This is a genomic window from Chitinophaga niabensis (genome assembly GCF_900129465.1).
Lineage (GTDB): Bacteria > Bacteroidota > Bacteroidia > Chitinophagales > Chitinophagaceae > Chitinophaga > Chitinophaga niabensis.
Map to the genome: position 1 here is coordinate 1,302,848 of NZ_FSRA01000001.1, position 24,498 is coordinate 1,327,345.

A 24,498-nucleotide genomic window follows, 5' to 3' on the forward strand; every position below is an offset into this window, starting at 1 on the left:
CCTTTCAGTTTTATGCTTCTCTAAAAGATTAGAGGTTTGCCTGAATTTTCTTTTCCAGTACAGATCTTGGAACAGCGCCCACCTGCTTGTCTACCACCTGGCCATTTTTGATGAACAGGATAGCAGGGATACTGGTGATGCCGTAGTTCATGGAGATCTGAGGGTTGTTGTCTACATTCACTTTACCTACGTTCACTTTACCATCGTAGTCTTTAGACAATTCTTCGATCACTGGTCCGATTGCGCGGCAAGGACCACACCATTCTGCCCAAAAGTCTACCACGGTTAATTTATCCGAATTCAATACACTGGATTGAAAGTTCGCATCTGTGAATTCTAAAGCCATTTTTATAGATTTAAAAGTTTATAATTTCTATGATTGGTTTCTGTGTTTCGCGCTGCAATATATGCAAAAACTAAACCGGTGTAAAAGTACTGCTTTTTTGACACGCCTACTTATTGATTGTGTCAATATAGATATCGATGTCCGGCTGTTTCATTAAAAACTGCGCCAGTTCGTCATTCATCTCAATATGCCGGTTAAAAGTATGCAGTTTTACGGTCAGATCTTCCTGCCGGTCTATCAGCTGCAGGTAAATCTCACATTTTCCGGGGTTTTTAGCCGCATTATCCACCAGGAAGTCGATTATCTCCGGTGTAATGTGCTGCGGCTGGGTAACCAGCCCTAATTTCCTCGTATGTGCCCTTTTTACCTCCTGGAGCAGGTGCATGCCCTGGATCTTGAATTCGTACTCGTTTTCGTTAAAACGCTTGGATTTGAAGGCGCCATTCACATATAAACAGAGCCCTGCCTTGAAATGGGTAGTGAATTTCAGGTAATCCTCGCTCCAGAGGGCAAATTCGAACTTCCCGGTCATATCCTCCAGCGCCATGATCCCGAACTGTTTATTGTTCCGGGAGATCCTTTCCACTGCGCTGGTCACAAAAACAGCCATACGGAAGGAGCGTTCCCGGCCTTTATTGTTGTCTGAAGCCACGGAAATGAGGTTCTGGTAGTCCAGCACTTCCTGGATGGTGTTCATATTGTAATACTTCATCTCAAACTTATAATCGTCCAGCGGATGCCCGGAGATATAGATCCCTGTTACATCCCGTTCGTTATTAAGTTTGATGGTGAGTGGCCACTGATCGCAGTTGGGGATCTTGGGAGGCTGGATGTCCAGCATCATATCGTCTCCAAAGAGGCCGCCGGAGTTCTGGCTACCGGCCTGAACCTGCTGCCCGAACTTCACGATCTTATCCAGCCCGGTGGTATTGTCGCCATCTGCTTTGTAGAAATATTGTGCCCGGTGCAGTTCCGGAAAGCAGTCGAAAGCGCCGGACATGGCCAGGGCTTCCATGGATTTCTTGTTCACGGCACGCTGGTTCACCCGTTTCACCATATCGAAAATAGTGGCGTATGGCCCGTCTTTTTCCCGCTCTTCAATAATACTTTCAATAGCTGCTTCACCCACACCTTTCAGGCCGGCCAGTCCAAAACGTACCTGGCCTTTTTTATTTACGGCAAACCCTTTATAAGATTCGTTCACATCAGGTGGTAATACATCCAGGCCCATGCGTTTACATTCTTCCATGAAGAAGGTGATCTTTTCCAGGTTACTGGCGTTGTTCAGCACAGCGGCCATGTATTCAGCAGGGTAGTGGGCTTTCAGGTAAGCCGTCTGGTAAGCCACAAAGGCGTAACAGGTGGAGTGGGATTTGTTGAAAGCGTAGGAGGCGAATGCTTCCCAGTCTGTCCAAACCTTATCACACATTTTCAGATCATGGCCATTCTCTTTACAGCCGGCCATGAACTGTGCTTTCATTTTATCCAGTACAGCTTTTTGTTTCTTACCCATGGCCTTCCGCAGTACGTCCGCATCTCCTTTGGAGAAGTTGGCCATCTTCTGGCTGAGCAGCATCACCTGCTCCTGGTATACGTTGATCCCGTAGGTTTCCGCGAGGTATTCCTCCATGATGGGTACATCGTAGATCACCGGCTCCAATCCGTGCTTACGGCGGATAAAGGTGGGGATGTACTCCAATGGGCCGGGGCGGTACAGGGCGTTCATGGCAATAAGGTCAGCAAATTTATCCGGCTTCAGCTCACGGAGGTACTTCTGCATCCCCGGGCTTTCAAACTGGAACGTACCGTTGGTTTCTGCTTTCTGGTATAATTCGTATGTAAGTGCATCATCCAGCGGAATATCATCTATCACGATGTCTATGCCATGGTTCTTTTTAATCAGCTGAAGGGCATTCTTAATAATGGTGAGGGTCTTCAGACCCAAAAAGTCCATCTTAATAACACCCGCGCTCTCAATGATATTTCCTTCAAACTGGGTCACCAGCAGGTCGGAATCTTTTGCTACAGCAACGGGGATCAGTTCAGAGAGGTCCTGCGGCGCAATGATGATACCTGCTGCGTGGATGCCGGTGTTCCGCACGGAACCTTCCAGTACGCAGGCTTCCCGGAGTACCTCTGCCTGAAGGTCGTTCCCTTTGATCAGTTCCCGGAGTTTCTTTACATTCTCAATATCCTCACCGGCCAGTCCCTCTTTCTCCTGGAGGCTCTTTTCACCTTCCAGCGGCGCATTAAAAATGCGGGAGAGCTGAATACCGGGTTTATCCGGTACCATTTTGGCCAGCATGTTGGATTCCATGAGCGGCAGGTCCATTACACGGGCAACGTCCTTGATACTCATTTTAGCGGCCATGGTACCATAGGTGATGATCTGTGCTACCTGTTGCTTGCCGTATTTCTGAACAACGTAATCAATTACTTTCTGACGGCCTTCATCATCAAAGTCCGTATCAATATCGGGCATGCTCTTACGTTCCGGGTTAAGGAAACGCTCAAACAGCAGATCGTATTTAATAGGGTCAATATTGGTTATACCAATGCAGTAAGCTACGGCAGATCCTGCTGCAGAACCACGGCCCGGGCCGATGAATACACCGAGATCACGACCGGCTTTAATAAAGTCCGATACAATGAGGAAGTACCCGGCAAACCCCATCTTCTCAATAACATCCAGCTCAAAGTTGATACGTTCTTCTATCTCCGCCGTCATCTCTGCATAACGCTGATGCGCACCTTCCATGGTAATATGGCGGAGGTATTGATCCTGCGTGAAAAAATTGGCAGGGATGGGGAAGTTGGGCAGGAGGATATCCCGCTTGAGGTCCAGCAGCTCTATCTTATCAACGATCTCGTTTGTATTGTCTATCGCCTGCGGAAGATCAGCGAACAGTTTCGTCATTTCATCCGTGGTCTTGAAAAAGAACTCATCGTTATAAAATGCGAAACGTTTATTCTTCGTCATCACATCGTCGTCAGAAAAGTCTTTCATGGTAGGTGTACTTTTCTTTTCGCCGGTGTTGATACAAAGCAGGATGTCGTGTGCGTTGGCGTCTTTCTTTTCTACATAGTGAGAGTCGTTGGAGGCAATGATCTTCACATTGTATTTATGTGCAAACCTTACCAGCACTTCATTCACGGTGATCTGTTCAGGTATGCCGTGGCGTTGCAGTTCTACGTAGAAGTCTTCTCCAAAGATATCCAGCCACCATTTGAACTCTTTTTCTCCGGCTTCTTCTCCATGACGCAGAATGGTCCTTGGAACGGAAGCACCCAGGCAGCAGGTGGTAGCGATCAGCCCCTCATGATGTTGAAGGATCAGTTCTTTATCGATACGCGGATATTTACCATACAGCCCTTCTGTGAATCCGAGAGAACAAAGTTTGATGAGATTGCGGTAACCTACATCATCCTTTGCGAGCATCACCTGGTGGTAACGTGCATCTTTTTCTTCCCTTGTAAACTGGCGCTTGTGGCGGTTCTCCACCACATAAAATTCGCAGCCCACAATAGGCTTCACTTTCAGACGTTTATCCTTTGGATCTTCCGGATTTAACTTGTTATTGTATGCTTCTGCAACAAATTGAAATGCACCGAACATGTTGCCATGGTCAGTGATGGCAAGAGCGGGCATGTTATCCGCCATTGATTTCTTGTAGAGCGACTTAATATCGGCAGCTCCGTCCAGCAGTGAGAACTGCGTATGCACGTGCAGGTGAGAAAATTTCATTTTTTCAGATTGTATGGAAGCAGACTAAACGGCAAAAATCGACATTTTTTTTATATTGCAGACTTTTAAAACTGGTGTTCATGATTAGAAGAACGGGGAAAATGTATCTGATATTGCCAATATGCGCACTCCTGCTGGGAAGTTGCGCACTGCTGAAGCCTCGGCAGGAAACGGCAAAAGAAACAACGGCAAAACCTGCAAATGAAAAATTGGTCTTTATTGACGGCATTGCCACTTCCCGTGAAGGTAAAACTTCTGAACACCGTACAAAAAACCGCAATACGCCCATTTCCTCCGTACCTACCGGTGTAAACAGTATTGAAGAAGCCCGGCCCTGGCAATTTAAATATGCCCAGCTGCTGGACCTGCCGGTGGAAAATGTGGTGAATGAAAAACTTTTCGGTTTCATTGAAGAATGGTGGGGCACTCCTTACCAGATGGGAGGAAGTTCCAAAAGCGGCATCGACTGCTCCAATTTTGTAAACACACTCATGGCTGCCGTTTTCCAGATCAACCTGATGGGCAATTCCGTGCAGCTCTATAGCCAGGTGAAAAAACTCCATAAACGCGGTGAGCTCCAATTAGGCGACCTGGTATTCTTTGCCATTAACCGCAAAAAGCGTATTTCCCATGTGGGTATCTACCTGGAGAACGACCGCTTTGTACATGCCTCTTCCAGCGCGGGAGTTATGATCAGCGATCTGCGGGAATCTTACTGGGTAAGGTACTATGCCGGTGCCGGCAGGATCAATTAAGGGAGCATGTGGCAGGATCAATTAACGAGCACGCCGCAGATCAATTAACGCTTGTTTTTCATATTATCATTAAATGCAGGTTGACTTTTGTATTTTTGCCCCATTTTAAAGCAATCTGATATTTATGGGTTTTGATATTGCTGCAGTTAATTTCCTGTTCTTTGCCAAAAAGAAGAACGTCAACTTTACGAAAACACTCATGCTGGGGCGCCATAATTACTACCTGGATGCCCCGGATCTGCAGAAATGCCTGGAAAAGAATGGCCGGCCCGCCGGCGAAGCTGCGGCTATACTCAAAGAAGACCCTGCGTATGTGGAACCTTTCCTCCGCTCCCTGGGTGCTGCAACCGTGCATAGCATGGATGCCTCCACTTACGAAAACGCCACCATTGTACACGATCTGAATAAACCTATACCGGCAGAGCTGGAACAGCAGTATGACCTGGTGATAGATGCCGGTACCCTGGAACATGTGTTCAACTTTCCGGAGGCCATCGGTAATGCCATGAAAATGGTAAAGCCGGGCGGCCACTTCCTTAGCATCACCATTACCAATAACTTTTTCGGGCATGGGTTTTACCAGTTCAGTCCCGAATTGTTCTATCGTGTGTTGTCTCCTGAGAACGGCTATGTGATGGAACAGATGTTTTTCACTACCACCCGGCCCTTTGCGCCCTGGTATGAAGTACCTGATCCCAAAGTAGTGAAGAGCAGGGTGCTGCTGCAAAATGCACGGGAATCCTACCTGCTGGTGCTGGCAAAGAAAACGGCGCATCAGCCTTTATTCACCACTACTCCGCAGCAGAGCGATTATGAATTTGCCTGGCAGCAGGAGGGTACGCAGGAAGCTAAAAGCAAAAGTGCCATTCAATCCCTCGCGGCTATGCTGCCCGAAACATTGAAGAGCAGGATCCGGCACTGGCGCACGGGTATCAGGAACAAAAGGCTGCAGGTGATCACCAAAGATTACGGCAACGGGCTAAAAGATTTTTTCAGGAAAGTAAAATAACCAAGCATGGATCTGGTAGAGCAAAAATACTGGGACGACAGCTACAACAGCTTCACCTATTTTGTGGCAAATGATATCGTTACCCAATGGATGAATAAACATGCCGCTTACCTGGAAAAAGGAGGCCAGTTATTTGAGCTGGGATGTTATCCCGGAAGATATATAGCACACCTGGGAAAGATGGGGTTTGTTGTGAACGGGATGGACCTTGCGCCCAATATGGATGAAGGTTTCAGGGCCTGGCTGCAAAAGGAGGGCGTGCAAACCGGTATGCTGGAAAAAGGGGATGTGCTGGCCTATGCAGCCAACACCACAGACAGGTATGATATGGTATGCTCTTTTGGATTCATAGAACACTTTCAGAATTTCCAGGAGATCATTGCACTGCACGATAAGCTGCTGAAGCCCGGTGGGAAGCTGATGATCACCACGCCTAATTTCCGTGGAGGGCTGCAGCAGTTCCTGCACCGGAACCTGGATAAAGGAAACCTGGACCGCCATTACCTGCCTTCCATGAAACCATATCTCTGGAAAGCGCAGCTGGAGCAATTGGGATATGATGTGCAATTTGCCGGATACTTTGGCCGCTTCGATTACTGGTACGATGTACAGGAGCGCAGCTCCCTGCAGAAGCTGGGCAATAAAGTGGTACATAAGCTCACGCCGCTGTTAAGGCAGTTGCCGGATGCTGCGTTTCAATCTCCCTATTGCGGCATCCTGGCTCAAAAGCGTAAAGCATGAAGATAGCGTTACTGTTTATCTGTACCGGCAAGTACAGTATTTTCTGGAAGGATTTTTATACAAGCGCGGAACAGTACTTTGTGCCGGGTGCAGAGAAAGCATATTTTGTATTTACGGATGATGCAGACCTGCCATTCAAAGATGCGCAGAACGTACATGTACATCACCAACAAAAGCTGGGCTGGCCCTATGATACGTTGATGCGCTTCAGCATCTTTTCCCGCGTGGAAAAAGAACTGGCGGCTTTTGATTATATCTTTTTCTTCAATGCCAATACAGAATTCATCAAACCCATAACAGCAGCAGAAATATTACCAACCGATGCAGAAGATGGTTTAACCGTGGTATTACATCCCGGTTATTATAACAAACCGCTGAAAGCATTCCCTTATGAAAAAACACAGAAGAAGTCCACTGCCTATATGCCTTCCAACGAGCGCCACCAGTATTTCCAGGGATGCCTGAATGGCGGTACGGGCAAGGCTTACCTGCAACTGATCAGGCAATTAACGGAGAACACGCAGAAAGACCTCGATAACGGCATCATTGCCATCTGGCATGATGAGTCACAGCTTAATAAATACGTGGCGAATAAACATCCTAAAGTACTAACACCCGGTTATGCATACCCTGAAGGTTGGGACCTGCCTTTTGAAAAGGCCATCCTGATGCGGGATAAAGGCCGGTTCGGCGGCAGCGATTTTATGCGCCAGACCACACCGGAAGCACCGCTGAATACATTTCAACTCATTATCCGCAAGATCAAACGTTTATTTTCTTAAGTATTTCCGCACGATAGCCAAACCTTTGTGCCATGTTTCCGTAACATCCTGCGACCATTCAAAGAAGATAATGGGCCCCAGGAACACCGCCATGAACCAGGCAGTACGCAGTATTACCCGGAGGTAATGATTTTCCGGAACAATCAGGTAATAGGCAACTACCCAGCCCAGCAGGGCCAGCAGCACCACATACAGGGTCTTCATGGTGAAGGGCTGTAACTGGTACATACGTGCCAGGAAGCTATAGCGTATAAGTGTGAAGAGGAAGATGGTGATCAGTTGCGAAATGCCGGGGCCTGTGATGCCCAGGTGTTTAATGAACAGGTAGGTGAGGGGAACGCTCAAAGCGATCAGGATGAGGTTGGACACAAAATCAAAACGCCACATATTGGAAGTGCCAATGATCTGCCCGTTCACACCTGCGCCTAATTCTATGATCCTGCTCACGCCGTAGAAAAGAATGATGTAACGGCCTTCCCAATACAAGGGGTTTAAGCCCAGGATCTTGTAAGCGGATTCCAGGTTGAGCCAGATCATCATAAAGATCAGCAGCGAAAAAATAAGCATGGTCATGGAAGAGCGTTTATAGATCCGCTGAATGGCATGCATATCCCTGTCTTTCCAGGCTTTGGCCAGCACAGGTACGGCAATGGCCACTACGCTCCGCTGCGGTACCTGTATCACATTGCTCACGTAAGTATTGAATTCCAGTACGGCGGTATAAGAAAGCCCTTTGGTACTGGTGATCAGCATCGCGTCTATGTTCTGTTGCACAGCATTGAAGATGCTGCCGCCAAAGATCCAGAGATTGAACGTCATCATCTTATTGGCCAGCCGCCTGGTGACGCTGCTTGTTTTGAAAGAGAAGTAAAGGGTGTCCTGCGATTTCAGGTACAATAGCAGGGCAAAAAAGAGCACGGCATATAAAAAAGCAAATGCCCAGATGAACTGTACCGTGGTGAACAGCTGGAACACCAGTACAACGATCAGGATGGAAGTGAGGGCACGCAGTAATACTTCCTTTAAAAAGATCGGGAAAACAGACTTATAGTGGTTATAGCTGAAGTTCTCAAAGAGTGTGAACAGTAACAGGAAAAAAGAAAAAGGATAAATGAGATAGAAATATTGCAGGAATAAAGGCGCCAGCTGGTATTTGCGTTCGATCAGATCGTGGAATACTATCGTACCTGCTGTTACGAGCAGGAAGCCCGTCATGCTTACGATCAGTACAATGCCAAAGAGGTCCCTGCGTTTGATGGGCAGATAATCCCGGTAATATGGATAGAACTTATTGAGCAGTGTAGCCGTGCCAAAAGAGGCAAAGGCATAAAAGATCATGGAAGTGCTGAAGAAGATCCTGGTAAGGCCATATATCTCAGGAGGTACGTATGTACTGAAGAGGTAAGCATTCAAAGCACCAATAGCAAAACCTATATAGGTAATGATGGAAGAGCGGATACTTTGATTTCTGATTATTCCCATAAAATTGGCTCCGGAAGCGTAATCAATAATAATGAACGCGAAAATAGATATTTTTACGGCCAAAATGAGAAAGCTTTGATCCTTGTTCAACTGAAAGGCGGCCTGGGCAACCAGATGTTCCAGTATGCAGCTGGCCGCTCCCTGGCTTTAAAATACCGTGTACCCCTGTTGCTGGACCCTGCCAGCTACGAACCCCGGCAGGCCGGCATGTATGCGTTGAACGGGTTAAACATAACAGCAGCTGTAGCCGGGCCTGAAGACCTGGCAGCCTTCCGGCCCGGAACGATCGGCAAAGTACTCAACCGGGTATTGCCGGTGCAATTCCGCAGGGTCTATAAAGAGCCTCATTATGAATTCGATCCTTATTTCTTCCGGGCGAGCCCTCCTGTATACCTGAGGGGATACTGGCAAAGCTGGCGTTATTTTGAACCCGTGCAGGATACTATCCTGAAGGATTTCACTTTCGCCATTCCTTTTTCACAACAGGTGCTGAACAAAGCTGCTGAATTACAGGCAACGGAAAGTATTGCCATGCATTTCCGCCGGGGCGATTATACGGATGCCGCCACCGCGGCTTATCATGGGATCTGTGAACCGGCTTATTACGATGCTGCTGCGGCATACATGCTTACACATCATCCGCAGGCGAAATTCTATATTTTTACAAACGACCCTGCCTGGGTAAAAGATAATCTTCCGGCAGGTATTGCCTACGAGATCGTAAGCGGGGAACTGAGCCATACCCAGTATGAAGACCTCTTCCTGATGAGCCATTGCAGGCATCAGATCATTGCCAACAGTAGCTTTAGCTGGTGGGCAGCCTGGTTGAACAGGTATAAAGAGAAACGGGTAGTTGCACCTGCTAAATGGTTTGCTGTAGACACCCTGAGTGCAAAAGACCTTATTCCCGCCAGCTGGCACAGCATATAACATATGTCCGGATCACCACTCATATCAGTTCTATTACCGGTCTATAACAGTGCCGCGTTCATTGCAGCTACCCTGCAAAGCATCCTTGCGCAAACGGAAGGGAACTTTGAATTGCTGGTGCTCAACGACGGTTCAACGGATGAAAGTGAACAGCTGATCCGGTCTTTTTCGGATAGCCGGATACGTTATTTCCATCATCCCAATATGGGACTGGTGGGTACGCTGAACCGCGGGATCGCAGAAGCCAGGGGCACTTATATTGCCCGGATAGATGCGGATGATATCTGCCTGCCCGAACGTTTTGCCAAACAGGCTGCCTGGCTGGAAGCCTATCCGCAAACGGCACTGGTTGGCTGCTTTATCACTTTTATTAATGAGGAAGGTGTGGAAACGGGTACCTGGCCGGCAGACCGGGATAATTATACCGCCACACAAATAACCCAAACGCTGCCTTACATCAATTGTATGGCGCACCCGGGTATTATGATAAGAACGGCCGTATTAAAACAATATTTGTACAATCCTGCACAGCAGCATATAGAAGATTATGATCTCTGGCTGCGCATGCAGGCGGAGGGAGAAGTGATGGAGAAAGTACCGGAAACATTATTGCTTTACCGGGTACACAGTGCGTCTGTCACCGCTGTGAATATCAAACGGCAGAACCTTTTCTTTAAACAGTTCCATTGCAAAAGACGTTACCTGGCAGCCAGGCTGGCGAAAGGCCGCTTCAATGGTTTTGATGCCAGGGTAGTGGCGGGCATGTGCAAAGATGGTATCACAGGTATCGTTAAATGGATCAAACAAAGGATGTAATGTATCAGTGGCTCATTTTAAAAAGACGGATAGAAGGGATCTTTATTTTCCCGTTTGCCTTACTGGGCAGACTGATAGCATATTTCAGACCATTGCCTGAAGAATACGATCTCTTTTTGTTCTTTCCCTTTTACCATGTGGGCGGTGCGGAAAAAGTACACAGTGAAATAGCACAGTTATTCCCGGAGAAAAAGGTGATCATCTTCTTCACCAAAAGATCCGTGAACGATGCCATGCTGCCGAAGTTTAAAGGTAGCAACATCACCATCCGGAATATTTCCCGTTATACGGATAACAAGTACCTGTACTTTAATAACCTGGTCTTCCGCGGTATCATTGCTGCTTATATCAGCAGGCAGGTGAAAGCCCCTGTGGTGTTTAACGGGCAATGTAATTTCGCCTATAAGCTCAGTCCGCATGTACCGGCCCGTATCCGGCAGGTAGAGCTTATTCATTCTTTCTGTAGTTTTTCTTATATCCGTATTCCTTTTATTCCTTTTTATACAGCAACGGTAATGATCAGCCGCGATAGTATACGGGAACATATTGCTTTGTATAAAGCGTATAAGATCCCTAAAAGCTATGCTGATAAGATACAACTGGTGATGAACGGGATACCGTTACCGGCAGTGCAACCGCCAAGGCCTTCCAACCTGATGCTTTACGTGGGCCGCGGCACTGCGGAAAAACGCCCATACCTCGTGGCCCGCATTGCACAGCAGGCAAAGACCATCGCCGGTTTTATGGGTGCGGTGGAGGAAGCCATCCCTGCAGAATTGCGCACTTATTGCCATTTTTACGGGGAGCAAACAGATGCTGTTGCCATAGACCGCATCTACCGCGAACACCAGGTGATTGTGATCACTTCTTCCCGGGAAGGTTTCCCGATGGTGATCATGGAAGCGATGGCGCGCGGACTGGCTGTGCTGTCAACAGATGTGGGAGATATTCCGTATCATGTGAAGAACGGGGAGAACGGTTTTCTGCTGGACCATACCAAAAAAGAAAAAGAACTCGTAAGCCTGGCGGCAGACCTGCTGGAGATCTGGCAATCAGATCCCTCACTGCTGGAAACCATTGCCCGGAACAATATCGCCTATGCGCAGGAACATTTTGGCATGAACGACTTTGCGCAGGCCTATCGTAAGCTGTTATTATGAAGCAATTATCCATCATCATCATCACGTATAACCGCCCGGAAGACCTGGGAATACTGCTGCGTAATATTACGGAGCAGCAACAGGCTGCGGAGTTACTGGAAGAAGTGATCATCATCAATAATGCTTCCACGGCAGACTATGGCCCGGTAGAACAATTCATTGCCGCACATCCGGAGATCCCTTTCCGTTACCAGTATTCGCAGGAGAACCTGGGTGTGGCCAGGGGACGTAATGCAGGGATAACACAGGCAAAAGCACCTTTGCTGGTAACGATAGATGATGATGCCTGGTTCAGGGATAAAGATGCGCTGGTGCAGATCGTGGCTGCCTTTCATGCTGCTTACCTTACCTCTAATAACACCGGCATCCTTTGTTTTAAAGTACTGTATGCCAGTACCGGGCAAATGCAGGTGAATGCTTTTCCGCACAAACAATTTGAAGCGTATAAAGATAAAGCACAGTTCCTGGCCCCATATTACATTGGCTGCGGGCATGCCATCCGAAAAGAAGTGTATGATAAAGCAGGTTTATACCCTGTAGATTTCTTTTATGGTATGGAAGAATATGATCTTAGCTACCGGGTCATCAACCTGGGTTATTCCATAGCATATACGGCAGACATTGTAGTGCTGCATAATGAATCTCCGCTGGGGCGTACGCCGCAGATGATCAAAATGAAGATGTTGTGGATCAACAAAAGTAAAGTGGCCTACCGTTATCTGCCTTTTGTTTACTTTATCAGCACGGCGGCTATGTGGTCCCTTGAATTCCTGCAAAAGAGTGCCTGGAACTGGACGGAGTGGTTCAAGGGCTGGATAGAGATCATCCGGATACCAGGCAAAGAAAAGCGGCAGCCATTACATGCTGCCGCCCGGAAATATCTGAAGGCTGTAAAAGCCCGTTTGTGGTATTAAGCTTGTTGTGATTTCACACTTTTCCTTATTTCAAATGCAATAGCACCTGCCAGTATTAACAGCATTAATATGGAGGACCAGCGTGTGATGGCATTACCGAGGTAATAAGAGCGCGGCTCAAATTTCATTTCTATCTTATGATCGCCTGCGGGTATTTTCACACCACGCAACAGGTAGTTCACCCGAACGATCTCATCTTTCTTGCCATCTATATATACATTCCAGCCGGCAGGATAGTAAATATCAGAGAATACCGCAAAACCTGGTTTACTGTTGGAGCTTGTATAATCCAGCTGATTTAAACCGTATTTCGTGAGTTTAATACGACTGCTGGAATCTTTAGCCGGTGCGAGGCCATTGAGTTCCGGTTTGAACCGAACATCTATTACGGCAGCATGATCGGTGGGCAGGCTGTCCAGCGCTTTCATTTCATCGTCTGCATTTTTTGCCCATACAAGGCTGTCTACAAACCACGCATTACCTAATGCACCGGGGTTTACCTGGTAAGCCAGCTGCTGCTGCCCTTGTGGATTATTATCTGCAAAGATGATGTATTTGGCATTCAGCATATTGATCACGTGCGGATTGCCTTTGCTGATCTGATGATCTATCAGGTCCTGGAAGCGCGCGAGTTTCACCGGGCTGTAACCGCCTACTGACCTGTGATGATAAGAACTCATGGCATCCATGAAATTAACGGTGTTGAATACACGGTAGTAAGGATCCGTATCCTGCTTGATAGCCTGGTCTACCGGGCTGGGAGCAAAGGAGCTTTTATAATCGGTAGGTGTTACGTAGAACCTTTTACCCAGGTAACGGCTATCTATCAGCATCTGGTCCAGCGCTACGATGATCGTGAGCGCGGCCAGGAACTGGCCCATCTGGATCTTCTGTTTAATGAAAGCCCAGATCAAACCAGCAGAGAGTAATATGATTGCCAGGGTACGGAAAGTATCTATCCGCATCAGTGAAGCACGGTCCTCTATCATGGCATTCAATAAGGTATCCATAGCTTGCGGGTTACCGCCGGTGAATTGCTGATAGAAACCTTTTGCAGGGTCTGTGGCAGAGCTGAAATCCAGCATGCCAAAAGAAGCTACCAGCAACAGCAGGCAAAGGCCGCCGGTGATATATACCGTTTTCTTGAGTTGCTTCAGCAGCAGGTCTTTATTGATGGCGTTGGTCACCACATCGTTCAATGCCCAGCAGGCCAGGAAGGGTACCAGCAATTGTGGTAATACCAATGCCTGGGAAGGTGCACGGAACTTGTTGTATAAAGGAAGGTGATCAAAAATGAAATAGTTGAAGATGGCGAAATGATCGCCCCAGGCCAGGAATACACCCAGTATACAGCCTGCAAGGATCCACCATTTGTGAAAGCTCTTCACCACAAAGAGCGCCAGTACAAACAGGAAAATGATCACGGCGCCCCAGTAGATACCGCCATCCACCATAGGTTGCGGCCCCCAGTAACGCGGCATGTTCTCTACGATCTGTTCAGCCTGAACCTGTGGTACGCCCAATTGGGTGATAGCTTTATAGGTTTTGCTGGAAGTACTCAGCGGTCCGTAAGTAGGGCCGCCATATAAGTTGGGAGAGAGGATAGTGAGTGTTTCAAAAGGCCCCTGGCTCCATTGGAAAGCATATCCTTTATCCAGGCCGCCGGCAGATTTATCACTTTCCTGGCCCGGAGGGGGTGTTAATTCAGAATGCCCGCCACGCATGGTGAACTTGCTGAATTCAGTGGTGGTCCATATGCTTACAGTAGAAGGTAATACGGACAAAGCACCAAAGAAAAGCAGCACGGCAGTGGCTTTAACATATTGCGGCACCTGCTTCTGGCGGATAGCATTTACAAGATGTGCAATACCAATGAACAGGCAAAGCAGCAGCATATAATATACCATCTGGTAGTGGCCCGAGGTGATCATGAGGCAAAGGGTGATACAGGTAATGATGCCCCCGATCAGGTACCGGCCCCGGTAGGTGAGGAGGATCCCCGCCAGTAAAGGCGCCATATAGGCGATCGTGAACATCTTGGTATCGTGCCCTGCAGATATAATGATAGGCGTATAAGAAGCAAAAGCAAAGGCAATAGCGCCGAGAATGGTCACCCATTGGCGGAAACGCATCACCTGCAAAAGGATATAGAATCCCAGCATGGCCAGGAAAAAGAAATTCACCGGCTTAGGCAAACCCAGGGTGAGCAGGGTATGCAGGTGATAGGTGTAGTTATCCTGTGCCATGAAGATCTGGTAAGTAGGCATCCCGCCAAACATGGCGTTGGTCCAGATAGGATTGATACCGGTACTATCTTTATAGGCACGGGCCTCCTGGCTCATGGCCTGCCATTGAACGGTATCGTGCTGTTTGATCTCCAGCCCATTCAATACCGGAAAGCAAAATACGAAAGACAATGCCAGGAAAATAAGGATGGCATACACATGCGGAAGAACAGCTTTTTGCCAGTTTTGCTTCATCGGGTATTTCAGGTTTAATTTTAAAGAATCCAAAATAACTGTATTTTATCGGAAATTTCAATATGAGTTGGCTACGTTTCCTGTTAAAGTTCAGCTTTATCTGTAATTGCTGTTATTTAATAGGGTTTATCATCAGAATGGTGGAGTATACAGATTCTTATCAGCATGTGGTGAAACACATCATGGTATTGGGCGGGCTGGTAGCTGCACCCCTTAATATCATCACCTGCCTCCTGACCACTATCTTATTATTAGCCCGGAAAGTACAGTGGGCAAATGTCCACCCTTATATTTTTATGCTGAATGTAATTATATTGCTGATCCAATTGGAACTGTTCATATGATAATCAATATTTTAAAGGATAAACCAACGAAGCTGTTTGTAATACTGAGTGGCATCTTTGTGGCCAATGCACTTATTGCGGAAATAATAGGCGTAAAGATCTTTTCCCTGGAAGCTACACTGGGCCTGGCGCCCACTAACCTCAAGATCTTCGGGGATGTATATAACTTCAGCATGACGGCAGGGGTATTGCTCTGGCCGGTGGTGTTCATTATGACGGATATCATCAATGAATATTACGGTATGAAAGGGGTGCGCTTCCTTTCCATGATGGCAGCCTTCCTGATCGTTTTCGCCTTTCTTATTTTCTTCTGGGCCATCCGTTTAACACCGGCGGATTTCTTTGTGAGCAGTAAGGTAAATTCAGGTGTACCGGATATGGATAAGGCTTATCAGCAGATCCTGGGGCAAAGTTCCCTGATCATCATCGGTTCTCTCACCGCCTTCCTGGTGGGGCAGCTGGTGGATGTATTTGCTTTTCACAGGATCAAAAAAGTAACAGGGGAGAAGAAGATCTGGCTGCGTGCCACCGGTTCCACTCTCATTTCCCAGCTGATAGACAGCTTTGTGGTGTTGTTCATCGCTTTTTACCTGGGGCCCAGGATCTATAATCCCAACGGGGATTTTGTATGGCCGCTCAGCCTGGTGTTAAGTGTTTGTGTGATCAATTACATTTATAAATTTGCAGTCGCTATCCTGTTAACGCCGGTGATCTACTGGATCCACGGGATCATAGAACGTTACCTGGGCCATAACAAGGCCGCAGAAATGAAACAAATGGCAATGAATAATTAATCAACATGTCCGATTTATTTACAGTCCGTGTATACGGGATCATGATCAATGAGAAAAAACAGGTATTGGTGAGCGACGAACACATTCGTGGCGGCTTATACACCAAGTTTCCCGGCGGTGGCCTTGAGTTTGGAGAAGGCACGCTGGAATGTATGGTAAGGGAATGGAAAGAAGAGATCAACCAGGATATTGAAGTAGTGGAACATCTTTATACCACGGACTTCTTCCAGATGAATGCATTTAACAACAAACAGCAGATCATCGCTATCTATTACCTTGTAAAAGGCATCTCACCTTTTAATATTCATACAGGCAGCAAACCATTTGACTTTGAATTGCCGGACGATCCGATGGTACAGATAGAAGGGGTGCGCTGGATAGACTGGGAGGACTTTACAGAGGATGCGATTACACTTCCCACAGATAAAAGAGTGACTAAGATCGTGAAGGAGCGGTTCTAGTTTAGAACCATTTCTTCTTCATAAAATACCAGCTCATGATCACTGCCGTAACAATGGCAATGGTGATGGGTATATAGAAGGCGTAGGTAGAATGGGCGTACGGAATTTCCACGTTCATGCCATAGATGCTGGCCACCAGTACAGGCAGGGTGAGCACGATGGTGATGGACGTGAGCCGTTTCATCACAAAGTTGAGGTTGTTGGAGATGATACTGGCAAACGCATCCATGGTACTGCTGAGGATGTTGGTGTAGATATTCGCCATTTCAAGCGCCTGGGAAGTATCTACGATCAGGTCATGCAGGAATTCCTTTTCATCTTCATTCAAACCCAGGAAGTTAGTGCGTTCCAGCTTCATCAGTAACAGTTCATTACTGCGCAGGGCCGTTACAAAATACACCAGGCTTTTCTGGATCCGCATCAGGTAAAGCAGCTCCTCGTTCTTATTGGAATCGTACAGTCTTTGTTCAGAAAGGTTACGGCGGTGGTTTATTTCCTTCAGGTAATCCAGGAAGTTCATCACCACTTTTTCAAATACCTTGAGTACCATCATATTCCGCTTTTCAGGATGGCGGTTATGGAAGGTGTTCAGGAATTTTTTGATGGCCGCATTATCGAAAGAATTTACCGTTACGATCTGGTTGTGTGTGAGGATGATCACAATGGGGATCGTAATGTAAAAGGCATCGCTTTCGTTGATGGAATTGTTTTCTGTAGGAGTTTTTAATACAATGAGCTTCACATTGTCTTCCAGTTCAAAGCGGCTCTTTTCGTCGATGTCCAGGGAGTCCGTTAAGAAGTCAAGGGGAATGTCCAGTTCTTCTGCTAACTGTTCAAATTCCGTCTGTTTCAGCGGGGGTGTAATATTCACCCAGGCGCCGTTTTCGGGCTCCTCAATTGCAACAGTGCGGGCATCGATATTTTTGAAGTACTGGATCATCCGGGCGCAAAGGTAGGGGAATTAATTTACCAATAGCTTGCGGGCTAAATATTAATATTTCCTTCAAATACCAGCGTAGCCGGGCCACAGAGCCAGATGTTGGAGAAACTGCGTTCCCCGTTCCTGGCAAACTGAATTTCCAGGTGTCCGCCGATGGTTTCCACCGGAATGGTATATTCGCCTGTTTCTGCGGGAGCAGCGGTTAATGCGGCGGCAGTTACGCCGGTACCGCAGGAAAAGGTTTCATCTTCCACGCCCCGTTCGTAGGTCCGTACAAATATCCCTTTGTCCATTTCCTGTACAAAGTTCACATTGGTACCTTCCGCGGCGAAGCGTTCATTATAACGAATGGCACGCCCTTCTTCGTATACATCCACTTCCTGTACATCCGTCACAAATTTCACGAAATGGGGGGAGCCGGTGTTGAGATAGAAATACATATTGCCTACTTCTATCCAGTCTACATCCTGCATTTTGAGGTTCACCCAGCCGTTTTCCCGGAAACTGGCTTCATGGGGGCCATCTACAGCAATGAACTTTACAGCAGGTTTCTCAATTCCCATCTGGCGGGCAAAAGCACTCAGGCAACGGCCACCATTACCGCACATACTGCCTTCACGGCCGTCTGCATTGTAATATTTCATCTGGAAGTCGTAATCAGCATGGTTTTCCAGCATCATTAATCCATCTGCCCCAATGCCAAAGCGGCGGTCGCACAGATGTGCGATCTGTTGCGTGGTGAGGGAGCTGTATTCGCCGTTCCTGTTGTCTACGATCACAAAATCGTTGCCTGTGCCCTGGTATTTATAGAAGTGTATGTTCATTTCGGTGCAAAGGTAAAATAGTTTTCTGAGGAATTAAGGGAGCCTGCTTTTAGTACCGGCAGTACTGCTATTGTGCGATACGCTCCAATGCCTGTGTGATCAGTTTTTCCACAGCAGCTCCGCCATCTGCACTGAATTCCTTTTTGATCCTGTTAGCCACAATGGCGCTGATAGAAAGGCATTCATGCCCTAAAACGCGTCCTAAGCCATAGATCCCCGCTGTTTCCATCTCAAAGTTGGTGATGTGCTGGTTTTCGTACCTGAAACCGGTAAGCTGGTCTATCAGTTCAGGATGGGAAAGCGCGCCACGTAATACGCGGCCCTGCGGAGCGTAGAATCCGGGACAGGTAACAGTGATGCCTGTATGAAAACCTTCTGTGAACTTTTCCTTCAGCTCTTTGGAGGCTTCAATCAGGTAAGGCCTGGCTGCGCTGGGTTGCATCCTGATCTGCCCCCTGAAGGCTTCCAGTAAGGAAAGTTCTTCCGGCGTGTTCTGATAGGTATAAAAGGGGAGAAGGTTATCCAGGCCAAGCCCGTGAGAGGAAACCACAAAGCTGTCCACCGGAATAGCTTCCTGCAAAGAGCCGGAAGTGCCCAGGCGGATGATGCGCAGTGAGGTGAGTTCTTCCTTCACCGTGCGGGATGTAAAATCTATATTCACCAAAGCATCCAGTTCATTCAGTACAATATCAATGTTATCCGTACCGATACCGGTAGATACCACGGAGATCCTTTTTTGTCCTATAAAGCCGGTATGTGTCACAAATTCGCGGTGTTGGTACGTACCTTCCACTTTGTCGAAGTGTTTGCTGACTGCTTTTACGCGCTCCGGGTCACCAACGGTGATAACGGTATGTGCTAATTCTTCCGGGCGAACATCCAGGTGGTAAACAGCTCCGCGGGTGTTGAGTATCAGTTCAGATTCGGCTATTCTGGTCATATTGTTTTTCATTTTTTGTAATCCGTAAATGAATATCTTTGAATCAGATTTGGCAAATATCGAAAATTTACTACTTTTGCAGTCCACAAAATTACTGGTATCGTGGCCGAGTGGCTAGGCAGAGGTCTGCAAAACCTCCTACAGCGGTTCGAATCCGCTCGATACCTCCCAAAAGGGCCTCTTTTTACGAAGATGGCCCTTTTTTTATTTCCCTCCATGTGGAATTCCCCTCTACTCTGGTACCATCCTTGTTAAAACATTATAACTGTAGAAGTTGTCTTAAACAAGTATATGGGAATAAACTGGCATACCATCACAGCAGAAGAAACACTCAGGCAAACCGGCAGCAGCATACAGGGCCTGAACGATAACGCCGTTCGGCAGAAGCTGGAAGAGTTCGGCAAAAATGAACTGCAAACCAAAAAGAAAGTACACCCCGTACTTTTATTTTTCAGGCAGTTCTTTGAAGTGATGATCCTCGTACTGGTTGTTGCAGCGGTTATATCCGCCTTTATAGGAGAAGTGTCAGATACGTTCGTGATCATTGTGATCATCATATTAAATGCCGTGGTAGGTTTTATCCAGGAGTACCGTGCGGAAAAAGCCATGGATGCCCTGCGTAAGATGGCAGCCCCAACCAGTACACTGATCCGCAACGGCAGTACCATCCGGCTGCCTTCCATAGAATTACTGCCGGGAGATATCGTACTGCTGGAAGTAGGGAATATGGTACCCGCAGATATCCGCCTGCTGGAAAGTCATTCCCTGAAGATCAATGAAGCCAGTTTAACAGGAGAATCCAATGCTATTGATAAAACCACCGATCCCCTGCAGGATGCATCATTGCCTTTGGGAGACAGGAGTAATATGGCCTTTAACGGCACCCTGGTCACCAACGGAAGAGGGAAGGGGGTAGTGGTTGCCACCGCTATGCAAACGGAATTAGGCAAGATCGCAGGTATGCTGGAAGATGCCAAAAGCAGTTCACCCCTGCAGAAAAGGATGGAGGATTTTTCGAGGAAGCTCACATTCATCATATTGGGGTTATGTGCAGTATTATTCTTTATAGGTTTTCTGCGCGGAGAAGATCTGCAAAGGATGTTACTCACTGTTATTTCCTTAGCTGTAGCGGCTATCCCGGAAGCATTACCCGCCGTAGTAACTGTTTCGCTGGCATTGGGTGCCAAACGCCTGTTGAAGAAAAATGTACTGATCCGCAAATTGTATGCGGTGGAAACGCTGGGTTCCGTTACCTATATCTGTACAGATAAAACAGGTACGCTCACGCGCAATAAAATGAGGGTGCAGGAAGTATGGGAAAACGGGCCATTGCTGCTTGCCATGAGCCTGAACCATGATGTGAAGGAAAAGGAAGGAGAACTCTTTGGCGACCCTACAGAAATAGCCATGGTAGAATACGCTAAAGAACAGGAGCGTTTCGAACGTGTAAAGGAAATACCTTTTGATGCAGACCGGAAAGCCATGACCACCATCTTTGAAAAAGAGGGAAAGTATTGGGTGATCACAAAAGGAGCAACAGAATCCATTGCAGATATGATGGCTGATGCAGCAAAAGAGGAATTAAAAACCCGCGAAGAAGAGATGGCCAAAAAAGGCATGCGCGTGATCGGTTTTGCAACAAAGGAATTAGATGAACTTCCCTCAGAAATAACACCGGAACAAATAGAGAAAGACCTGGAGTTCATTGGCCTGGTAGGTTTAATAGACCCTCCGAGGCAGGAAGCAAAAGATGCGATCCTTCAATGTAAAGAGGCCGGCATTGCGGTTGTGATGATCACAGGAGATCATCCGCTTACAGCCGGTTCCATTGCGCAGCAGCTGGAAATCATTGGTGAAGAGGAAGGAAAGATCATCACCGGGAAAGAACTGGAGGCCATGCCGGAAGAAGTATTCAGGGAAAAGGTGGAACAGCTTAGAGTATATGCGCGCGTATCGCCGCAGCAAAAACTAAACATTGTAACTGCCCTGCAGGAAAACCACCAGTTTGTTTCCATGACGGGAGACGGTGTGAACGATGCGCCTTCTCTGAAGAAAGCCAATATAGGTGTGGCGATGGGTATCACCGGTACAGACGTTACCAAAGAAGCTGCACACATGATCTTAGTAGACGATAATTTTGCAACGATCGTAGACGCTGTAGGAGAGGGCCGCCGGATCTACGATAATATCAGGAAGTTTATCCGCTACATCCTCACCGGTAATTCAGCAGAAATATGGTGCCTGTTCCTGGCGCCGCTTTTAGGACTGCCTATTCCTTTATTACCGGTACATATTTTATGGGTGAACCTTGTCACAGACGGTTTGCCTGCACTGGCCTTATCTACCGAAATACCGGAAAAGAACATCATGCAGCGGCCACCACGAAGGACAGATGAAAGTATCTTTGCCAAAGGGCTGGGGATCCACGTGCTTTGGGTAGGTGTTTTCATTGGCCTGTTAACCGTAGGCATGCAATGGTATGCCATTCACAACGATGGCAATCACTGGCAAACCATGGTATTCACAACGCTCTGTTTTTGCCAGCTTTATCATGTAATGGCTATCCGCAGTGAAACCAGGTCATTGTTCAGTATGGGATTATGGAGTAACAGGCCATTGCTGCTGGCAGTAGGCGTTACAGTGCTGCTGCAGTTAATGGTGATCTATGTGCCTTACTTTAATGAACTGTTCCATACAGCGCCACTTTCGTGGCAGGAATTACTGATCGTTACCGGGGTTTCAGGTGTGGTGTTTGTGGCGGTGGAGATAGAGAAATGGGTGAAAAGAAAAGCCGTGACTATTTAGAGCATACATTCCTGCCAATATTATTTTAACTATTCTTCTCATAGGGCTCTTCTTGCTCTTGATAAGCTCTTTCAAAGCTCTTTCATTGCTTTGCCTCTAATGGATAATATGATATTACTTTATAAAAAAAAGACTGTCCTTTGCAGAACAGCCTTTTTCTTTTACATACCGTTTCCGGTTATAATTTCCTGATCCAGATATTCCGGTAGCTCACCAGGTCCCCATGATCCTGCAAAGCCAATGGCATAGCGCCGTGCTTCACATAGGTCGGTTGACCGATATATTCTGTTTTGCCTTTCAGTTCTGTATTGTTCTGCACCAGGATGTTGTTGTGCAGCACCGTGATGCGTGCAGGAGATTTCACACTACCGTCATCATTAAAACGGGGGGCAGTCCAGATCACATCATAGGTCTGCCATTCTCCTGGCTTTTTGCAGGCATTCACTAAAGGAATGGATTGTTTATATATACTACCGGCCTGGCCATTGGAGTAGGTTTTGCTTTCATAGCTATCCAATACCTGTAATTCATAATAAGACTGGAGAAAGATACCGCTGTTACCGCGTCCCTGTCCTTCACCTTTGATCACGGAAGGAGAGCGCCATTCAATATGCAGCTGAAAATCTTCGAAAGCTTCTTTGGTTTTAATCCCCCCTTTTTTAGGCGTAACGGTCATTGCGCCGTCTTTTACCACAAATGGAGCAGGACCGCCTTTATCACTTTCCCAGCTGTTGAGGTTTTTACCATCGAATAGTACGATCGCATCTGAAGGAGCGGCGGTGCCTGTTCCGGGTGTTACTTTAACCGGTACGGGTTCCCATACTTCAGTGGCTTTCGGGTCGCCCTGCTGTGCGCTGGCAAATAAGGGCAGCATAACTGCGGAGCATACAATGAGAGATTTGAGAGAATACATCTGTTATGATTTTATGCTTTAGGTAACTTGTAACCATTGTGATATTCTGCGGCCATCAGCTTGTTGGCGGCTGCATCCGAAAATGCCCGTGTACCTTTATCCCAGAACACTTTTTTGCCCGTTTTAAAGGCAATATTTCCCATTTGTGCATTCACGGCTACATTGGCGCCCGTTTGAATATCGCAGCGCAGATCACTGAGCTTGCGGGATTTGATCACTTCCAGGAAGTTTTTGGTATGTTTTACCAGGCCGTTGTCAGACGCTTTTGTATAAGGGATGGCTTCCATTTTGCCTTTCTCGGGGATCACTTCCCATCCGCCGCGGTCCAGCACCAGGGTACCGTTATTGCCAATGAAGGCAATTCCATGCGTACGTCCGTAAGGGCCGCCGTCAATGCCGGTAGCATGTTCCCATTGCATATTGAAACCGTCGAATTCGTAGATAGCGGTGAGCGTATCAGGGGTTTCGGCTGCGTCATCCGGATAGGCGAATTTGCCGCCGGCAGCTACTACGGATTTAGGATTGGAGGCTTTCATACCGTACAGGGCATAATCGATCAGGTGTACGCCCCAGTCTGTCATTAAACCGCCTGCATAATCCCAGTACCAGCGAAAGTTAAAGTGAAAACGGTTCGGGTCAAAGGGGCGCTTTTGGGCGGGGCCCAGCCAGGTGGTATAATCTACACCTGCAGGAACAGCTGTAATAGCCTGTTTAGGCACGGGTTTCATCCAACCCATATAAGCCCAGGCTTTTACCAGCCTTACATTTCCGAGTTTGCCGGAATGCACAAAATCGATCGCATCCTGGAAGTGCTGCATGCTGCGTTGCCACTGGCCCACCTGTACAACCCGGTTATGACGTTGCTGGGCAGCTACCATAGCACGGCATTCCAGAATGGAATTACCGATCGGTTTTTCCACATAAACATCCTTACCGGCGGAACAGGCATCCGTCATTTGCAGGCAATGCCAATGGTCCGGCGTACCTATCACCACTGCGTCAATGTCTTTATCTTCCAGCAGTTTGCGGTAATCTCCGTAGAGTTTTACCTTGATATTCTTTGCCGCCAGTTCAGCCGCGCGTTTGTCCAGCACGTTTTTGTCAACATCACAAAGGGCTACGCATTCTGCCTCGGGGTGATTAAGCAGGGCGTTCAGGTCGCTCCAGCCCATGCCATTGATGCCAATGGCGGCAAAACGGATCCGGTCGCTGGGAGCTATTGCCCGCAGTGAGGAGGGTAACAATGCTGAACCTGCCAGGAAAGCGGAGGTGTTGAGCAGGAAATTCCTTCTGTGCATAAAGTTTTCATTTGGTTAA

At 47.4% G+C, this 24,498-nt stretch carries 21 protein-coding genes and 1 tRNA gene; 13 read left to right on the top strand and 9 right to left on the bottom strand.

Annotation, left to right across the window (positions count from 1 at the left end):
* Positions 1-28: 28 nt before the first annotated feature.
* Both trxA and dnaE read right to left on the bottom strand, forming a co-directional pair.
* A complete protein-coding gene (gene trxA / locus BUR42_RS04880; RefSeq protein ID WP_074238156.1) occupies positions 29-346 on the bottom strand; it encodes a thioredoxin in 318 nt (105 codons plus the stop codon).
* A 106-nt stretch (positions 347-452) separates the two neighbouring features.
* Positions 453-4,091: a DNA polymerase III subunit alpha gene (dnaE, locus tag BUR42_RS04885; RefSeq protein WP_074238157.1), complete on the bottom strand. Its 3,639-nt coding sequence runs from the start codon at positions 4,089-4,091 to the stop codon at positions 453-455.
* An 80-nt stretch (positions 4,092-4,171) separates the two neighbouring features.
* Between dnaE and BUR42_RS04890 the strand changes: the two genes are divergently transcribed.
* From BUR42_RS04890 to BUR42_RS04905, 4 genes are all read left to right on the top strand, one after another.
* Entirely contained in the window at positions 4,172-4,846 is a 675-nt protein-coding gene (locus tag BUR42_RS04890) for a C40 family peptidase (RefSeq protein WP_084185405.1), read from the top strand.
* A 124-nt stretch (positions 4,847-4,970) separates the two neighbouring features.
* On the top strand, positions 4,971-5,855 hold the full coding sequence (locus tag BUR42_RS04895; RefSeq protein ID WP_074238158.1) for a class I SAM-dependent methyltransferase: 885 nt from the start codon (positions 4,971-4,973) through the stop codon (positions 5,853-5,855).
* Positions 5,856-5,861: 6 nt separating this feature from the next.
* Positions 5,862-6,596: a class I SAM-dependent methyltransferase gene (locus BUR42_RS04900; protein WP_074238159.1), complete on the top strand. Its 735-nt coding sequence runs from the start codon at positions 5,862-5,864 to the stop codon at positions 6,594-6,596.
* Positions 6,593-7,378, top strand: a complete 786-nt coding sequence (locus BUR42_RS04905; protein WP_074238160.1) for a family 6 glucosyltransferase — start codon at positions 6,593-6,595, stop codon at positions 7,376-7,378. The genes BUR42_RS04900 and BUR42_RS04905 overlap by 4 nt, the downstream gene beginning before the upstream one ends.
* On the opposite strand, the gene BUR42_RS04910 is transcribed toward BUR42_RS04905, so the two are convergent.
* Positions 7,367-8,860, bottom strand: a complete 1,494-nt coding sequence (locus tag BUR42_RS04910; RefSeq protein WP_074238161.1) for a polysaccharide biosynthesis C-terminal domain-containing protein — start codon at positions 8,858-8,860, stop codon at positions 7,367-7,369. The genes BUR42_RS04905 and BUR42_RS04910 overlap by 12 nt on opposite strands.
* 75 nt (positions 8,861-8,935) lie before the next feature.
* On the opposite strand from BUR42_RS04910, the gene BUR42_RS04915 reads away from it, so the two are divergent.
* The 4 genes from BUR42_RS04915 to BUR42_RS04930 are packed head-to-tail and all read left to right on the top strand — an operon-like array spanning position 8,936 to position 12,680.
* Positions 8,936-9,790 carry an alpha-1,2-fucosyltransferase gene (locus BUR42_RS04915; protein ID WP_074240452.1) on the top strand — a complete coding sequence of 285 codons (855 nt, stop codon included), beginning with the start codon at positions 8,936-8,938 and terminating at the stop codon, positions 9,788-9,790.
* A gap of 3 nt (positions 9,791-9,793) precedes the next feature.
* Entirely contained in the window at positions 9,794-10,606 is an 813-nt protein-coding gene (locus tag BUR42_RS04920) for a glycosyltransferase family 2 protein (RefSeq protein ID WP_074238162.1), read from the top strand.
* Entirely contained in the window at positions 10,606-11,766 is a 1,161-nt protein-coding gene (locus tag BUR42_RS04925) for a glycosyltransferase family 4 protein (RefSeq protein ID WP_074238163.1), read from the top strand. The genes BUR42_RS04920 and BUR42_RS04925 overlap by 1 nt, the downstream gene beginning before the upstream one ends.
* Complete coding sequence (locus BUR42_RS04930; RefSeq protein WP_074238164.1) at positions 11,763-12,680, top strand: glycosyltransferase family 2 protein; 918 nt, start codon at positions 11,763-11,765, stop codon at positions 12,678-12,680. The genes BUR42_RS04925 and BUR42_RS04930 overlap by 4 nt, the downstream gene beginning before the upstream one ends.
* On the opposite strand, the gene BUR42_RS04935 is transcribed toward BUR42_RS04930, so the two are convergent.
* Positions 12,677-15,160: a YfhO family protein gene (locus tag BUR42_RS04935; protein WP_074240453.1), complete on the bottom strand. Its 2,484-nt coding sequence runs from the start codon at positions 15,158-15,160 to the stop codon at positions 12,677-12,679. The two genes, BUR42_RS04930 and BUR42_RS04935, sit on opposite strands and share 4 nt — an antisense overlap.
* Positions 15,161-15,222: 62 nt before the next feature.
* Between BUR42_RS04935 and BUR42_RS04940 the strand changes: the two genes are divergently transcribed.
* The 3 genes from BUR42_RS04940 to BUR42_RS04950 are packed head-to-tail and all read left to right on the top strand — an operon-like array spanning position 15,223 to position 16,759.
* Positions 15,223-15,504: a hypothetical protein gene (locus BUR42_RS04940; protein WP_143197337.1), complete on the top strand. Its 282-nt coding sequence runs from the start codon at positions 15,223-15,225 to the stop codon at positions 15,502-15,504.
* Complete coding sequence (locus tag BUR42_RS04945) at positions 15,501-16,298, top strand: queuosine precursor transporter (RefSeq protein WP_074238166.1); 798 nt, start codon at positions 15,501-15,503, stop codon at positions 16,296-16,298. Before BUR42_RS04940 ends, BUR42_RS04945 begins: the two co-directional genes overlap by 4 nt.
* Before the next feature lie 5 nt (positions 16,299-16,303).
* Positions 16,304-16,759, top strand: coding sequence for an NUDIX hydrolase (locus BUR42_RS04950; protein ID WP_074238167.1), 456 nt, complete (start codon positions 16,304-16,306; stop codon positions 16,757-16,759).
* A gap of 1 nt (position 16,760) precedes the next feature.
* On the opposite strand, the gene BUR42_RS04955 is transcribed toward BUR42_RS04950, so the two are convergent.
* From BUR42_RS04955 to BUR42_RS04965, 3 genes are all read right to left on the bottom strand, one after another.
* Entirely contained in the window at positions 16,761-17,699 is a 939-nt protein-coding gene (locus BUR42_RS04955) for a magnesium transporter CorA family protein (protein ID WP_074238168.1), read from the bottom strand.
* Between the two features lie 44 nt (positions 17,700-17,743).
* Complete coding sequence (dapF, locus tag BUR42_RS04960) at positions 17,744-18,523, bottom strand: diaminopimelate epimerase (RefSeq protein ID WP_074238169.1); 780 nt, start codon at positions 18,521-18,523, stop codon at positions 17,744-17,746.
* 67 nt (positions 18,524-18,590) lie between these two features.
* Positions 18,591-19,463 carry a nucleoside phosphorylase gene (locus BUR42_RS04965; RefSeq protein ID WP_074240454.1) on the bottom strand — a complete coding sequence of 291 codons (873 nt, stop codon included), beginning with the start codon at positions 19,461-19,463 and terminating at the stop codon, positions 18,591-18,593.
* Positions 19,464-19,559: 96 nt separating this feature from the next.
* Here BUR42_RS04965 and BUR42_RS04970 point away from each other — a divergent pair.
* Positions 19,560-19,630: transfer RNA gene (locus BUR42_RS04970), tRNA-Cys, on the top strand.
* A gap of 124 nt (positions 19,631-19,754) precedes the next feature.
* A complete protein-coding gene (locus BUR42_RS04975; protein WP_074238170.1) occupies positions 19,755-22,268 on the top strand; it encodes a cation-translocating P-type ATPase in 2,514 nt (837 codons plus the stop codon).
* A gap of 178 nt (positions 22,269-22,446) precedes the next feature.
* Here the strand turns inward: BUR42_RS04975 and BUR42_RS04980 are convergent, their stop codons facing one another.
* Together BUR42_RS04980 and BUR42_RS04985 are read right to left on the bottom strand one after the other, a co-directional pair.
* A complete protein-coding gene (locus BUR42_RS04980; RefSeq protein WP_074238171.1) occupies positions 22,447-23,181 on the bottom strand; it encodes a 3-keto-disaccharide hydrolase in 735 nt (244 codons plus the stop codon).
* An 11-nt stretch (positions 23,182-23,192) separates the two neighbouring features.
* Positions 23,193-24,479, bottom strand: coding sequence for a Gfo/Idh/MocA family protein (locus tag BUR42_RS04985; protein ID WP_074238172.1), 1,287 nt, complete (start codon positions 24,477-24,479; stop codon positions 23,193-23,195).
* Positions 24,480-24,498 lie beyond the last annotated feature (19 nt).

What these genes read in the sequence shown, in the direction of transcription:
- BUR42_RS04975 (WP_074238170.1), top strand. Translation starts at nt 19,755, where the DNA reads ATGGGAATAAACTGGCATACCATCACAGCAGAAGAAACACTCAGGCAA.
- BUR42_RS04925 (WP_074238163.1), top strand. Translation starts at nt 10,606, where the DNA reads ATGTATCAGTGGCTCATTTTAAAAAGACGGATAGAAGGGATCTTTATT.
- BUR42_RS04985 (WP_074238172.1), bottom strand. Translation starts at nt 24,479, where the DNA reads ATGCACAGAAGGAATTTCCTGCTCAACACCTCCGCTTTCCTGGCAGGT.
- BUR42_RS04980 (WP_074238171.1), bottom strand. Translation starts at nt 23,181, where the DNA reads ATGTATTCTCTCAAATCTCTCATTGTATGCTCCGCAGTTATGCTGCCC.
- BUR42_RS04910 (WP_074238161.1), bottom strand. Translation starts at nt 8,860, where the DNA reads ATGGGAATAATCAGAAATCAAAGTATCCGCTCTTCCATCATTACCTAT.
- dnaE (WP_074238157.1), bottom strand. Translation starts at nt 4,091, where the DNA reads ATGAAATTTTCTCACCTGCACGTGCATACGCAGTTCTCACTGCTGGAC.
- BUR42_RS04945 (WP_074238166.1), top strand. Translation starts at nt 15,501, where the DNA reads ATGATAATCAATATTTTAAAGGATAAACCAACGAAGCTGTTTGTAATA.
- BUR42_RS04950 (WP_074238167.1), top strand. Translation starts at nt 16,304, where the DNA reads ATGTCCGATTTATTTACAGTCCGTGTATACGGGATCATGATCAATGAG.
- BUR42_RS04890 (WP_084185405.1), top strand. Translation starts at nt 4,172, where the DNA reads ATGATTAGAAGAACGGGGAAAATGTATCTGATATTGCCAATATGCGCA.
- BUR42_RS04930 (WP_074238164.1), top strand. Translation starts at nt 11,763, where the DNA reads ATGAAGCAATTATCCATCATCATCATCACGTATAACCGCCCGGAAGAC.
- BUR42_RS04940 (WP_143197337.1), top strand. Translation starts at nt 15,223, where the DNA reads ATGAGTTGGCTACGTTTCCTGTTAAAGTTCAGCTTTATCTGTAATTGC.
- BUR42_RS04905 (WP_074238160.1), top strand. Translation starts at nt 6,593, where the DNA reads ATGAAGATAGCGTTACTGTTTATCTGTACCGGCAAGTACAGTATTTTC.
- dapF (WP_074238169.1), bottom strand. Translation starts at nt 18,523, where the DNA reads ATGAACATACACTTCTATAAATACCAGGGCACAGGCAACGATTTTGTG.
- BUR42_RS04955 (WP_074238168.1), bottom strand. Translation starts at nt 17,699, where the DNA reads ATGATCCAGTACTTCAAAAATATCGATGCCCGCACTGTTGCAATTGAG.
- BUR42_RS04920 (WP_074238162.1), top strand. Translation starts at nt 9,794, where the DNA reads ATGTCCGGATCACCACTCATATCAGTTCTATTACCGGTCTATAACAGT.
- BUR42_RS04900 (WP_074238159.1), top strand. Translation starts at nt 5,862, where the DNA reads ATGGATCTGGTAGAGCAAAAATACTGGGACGACAGCTACAACAGCTTC.
- BUR42_RS04965 (WP_074240454.1), bottom strand. Translation starts at nt 19,463, where the DNA reads ATGACCAGAATAGCCGAATCTGAACTGATACTCAACACCCGCGGAGCT.
- BUR42_RS04935 (WP_074240453.1), bottom strand. Translation starts at nt 15,160, where the DNA reads ATGAAGCAAAACTGGCAAAAAGCTGTTCTTCCGCATGTGTATGCCATC.
- BUR42_RS04895 (WP_074238158.1), top strand. Translation starts at nt 4,971, where the DNA reads ATGGGTTTTGATATTGCTGCAGTTAATTTCCTGTTCTTTGCCAAAAAG.
- trxA (WP_074238156.1), bottom strand. Translation starts at nt 346, where the DNA reads ATGGCTTTAGAATTCACAGATGCGAACTTTCAATCCAGTGTATTGAAT.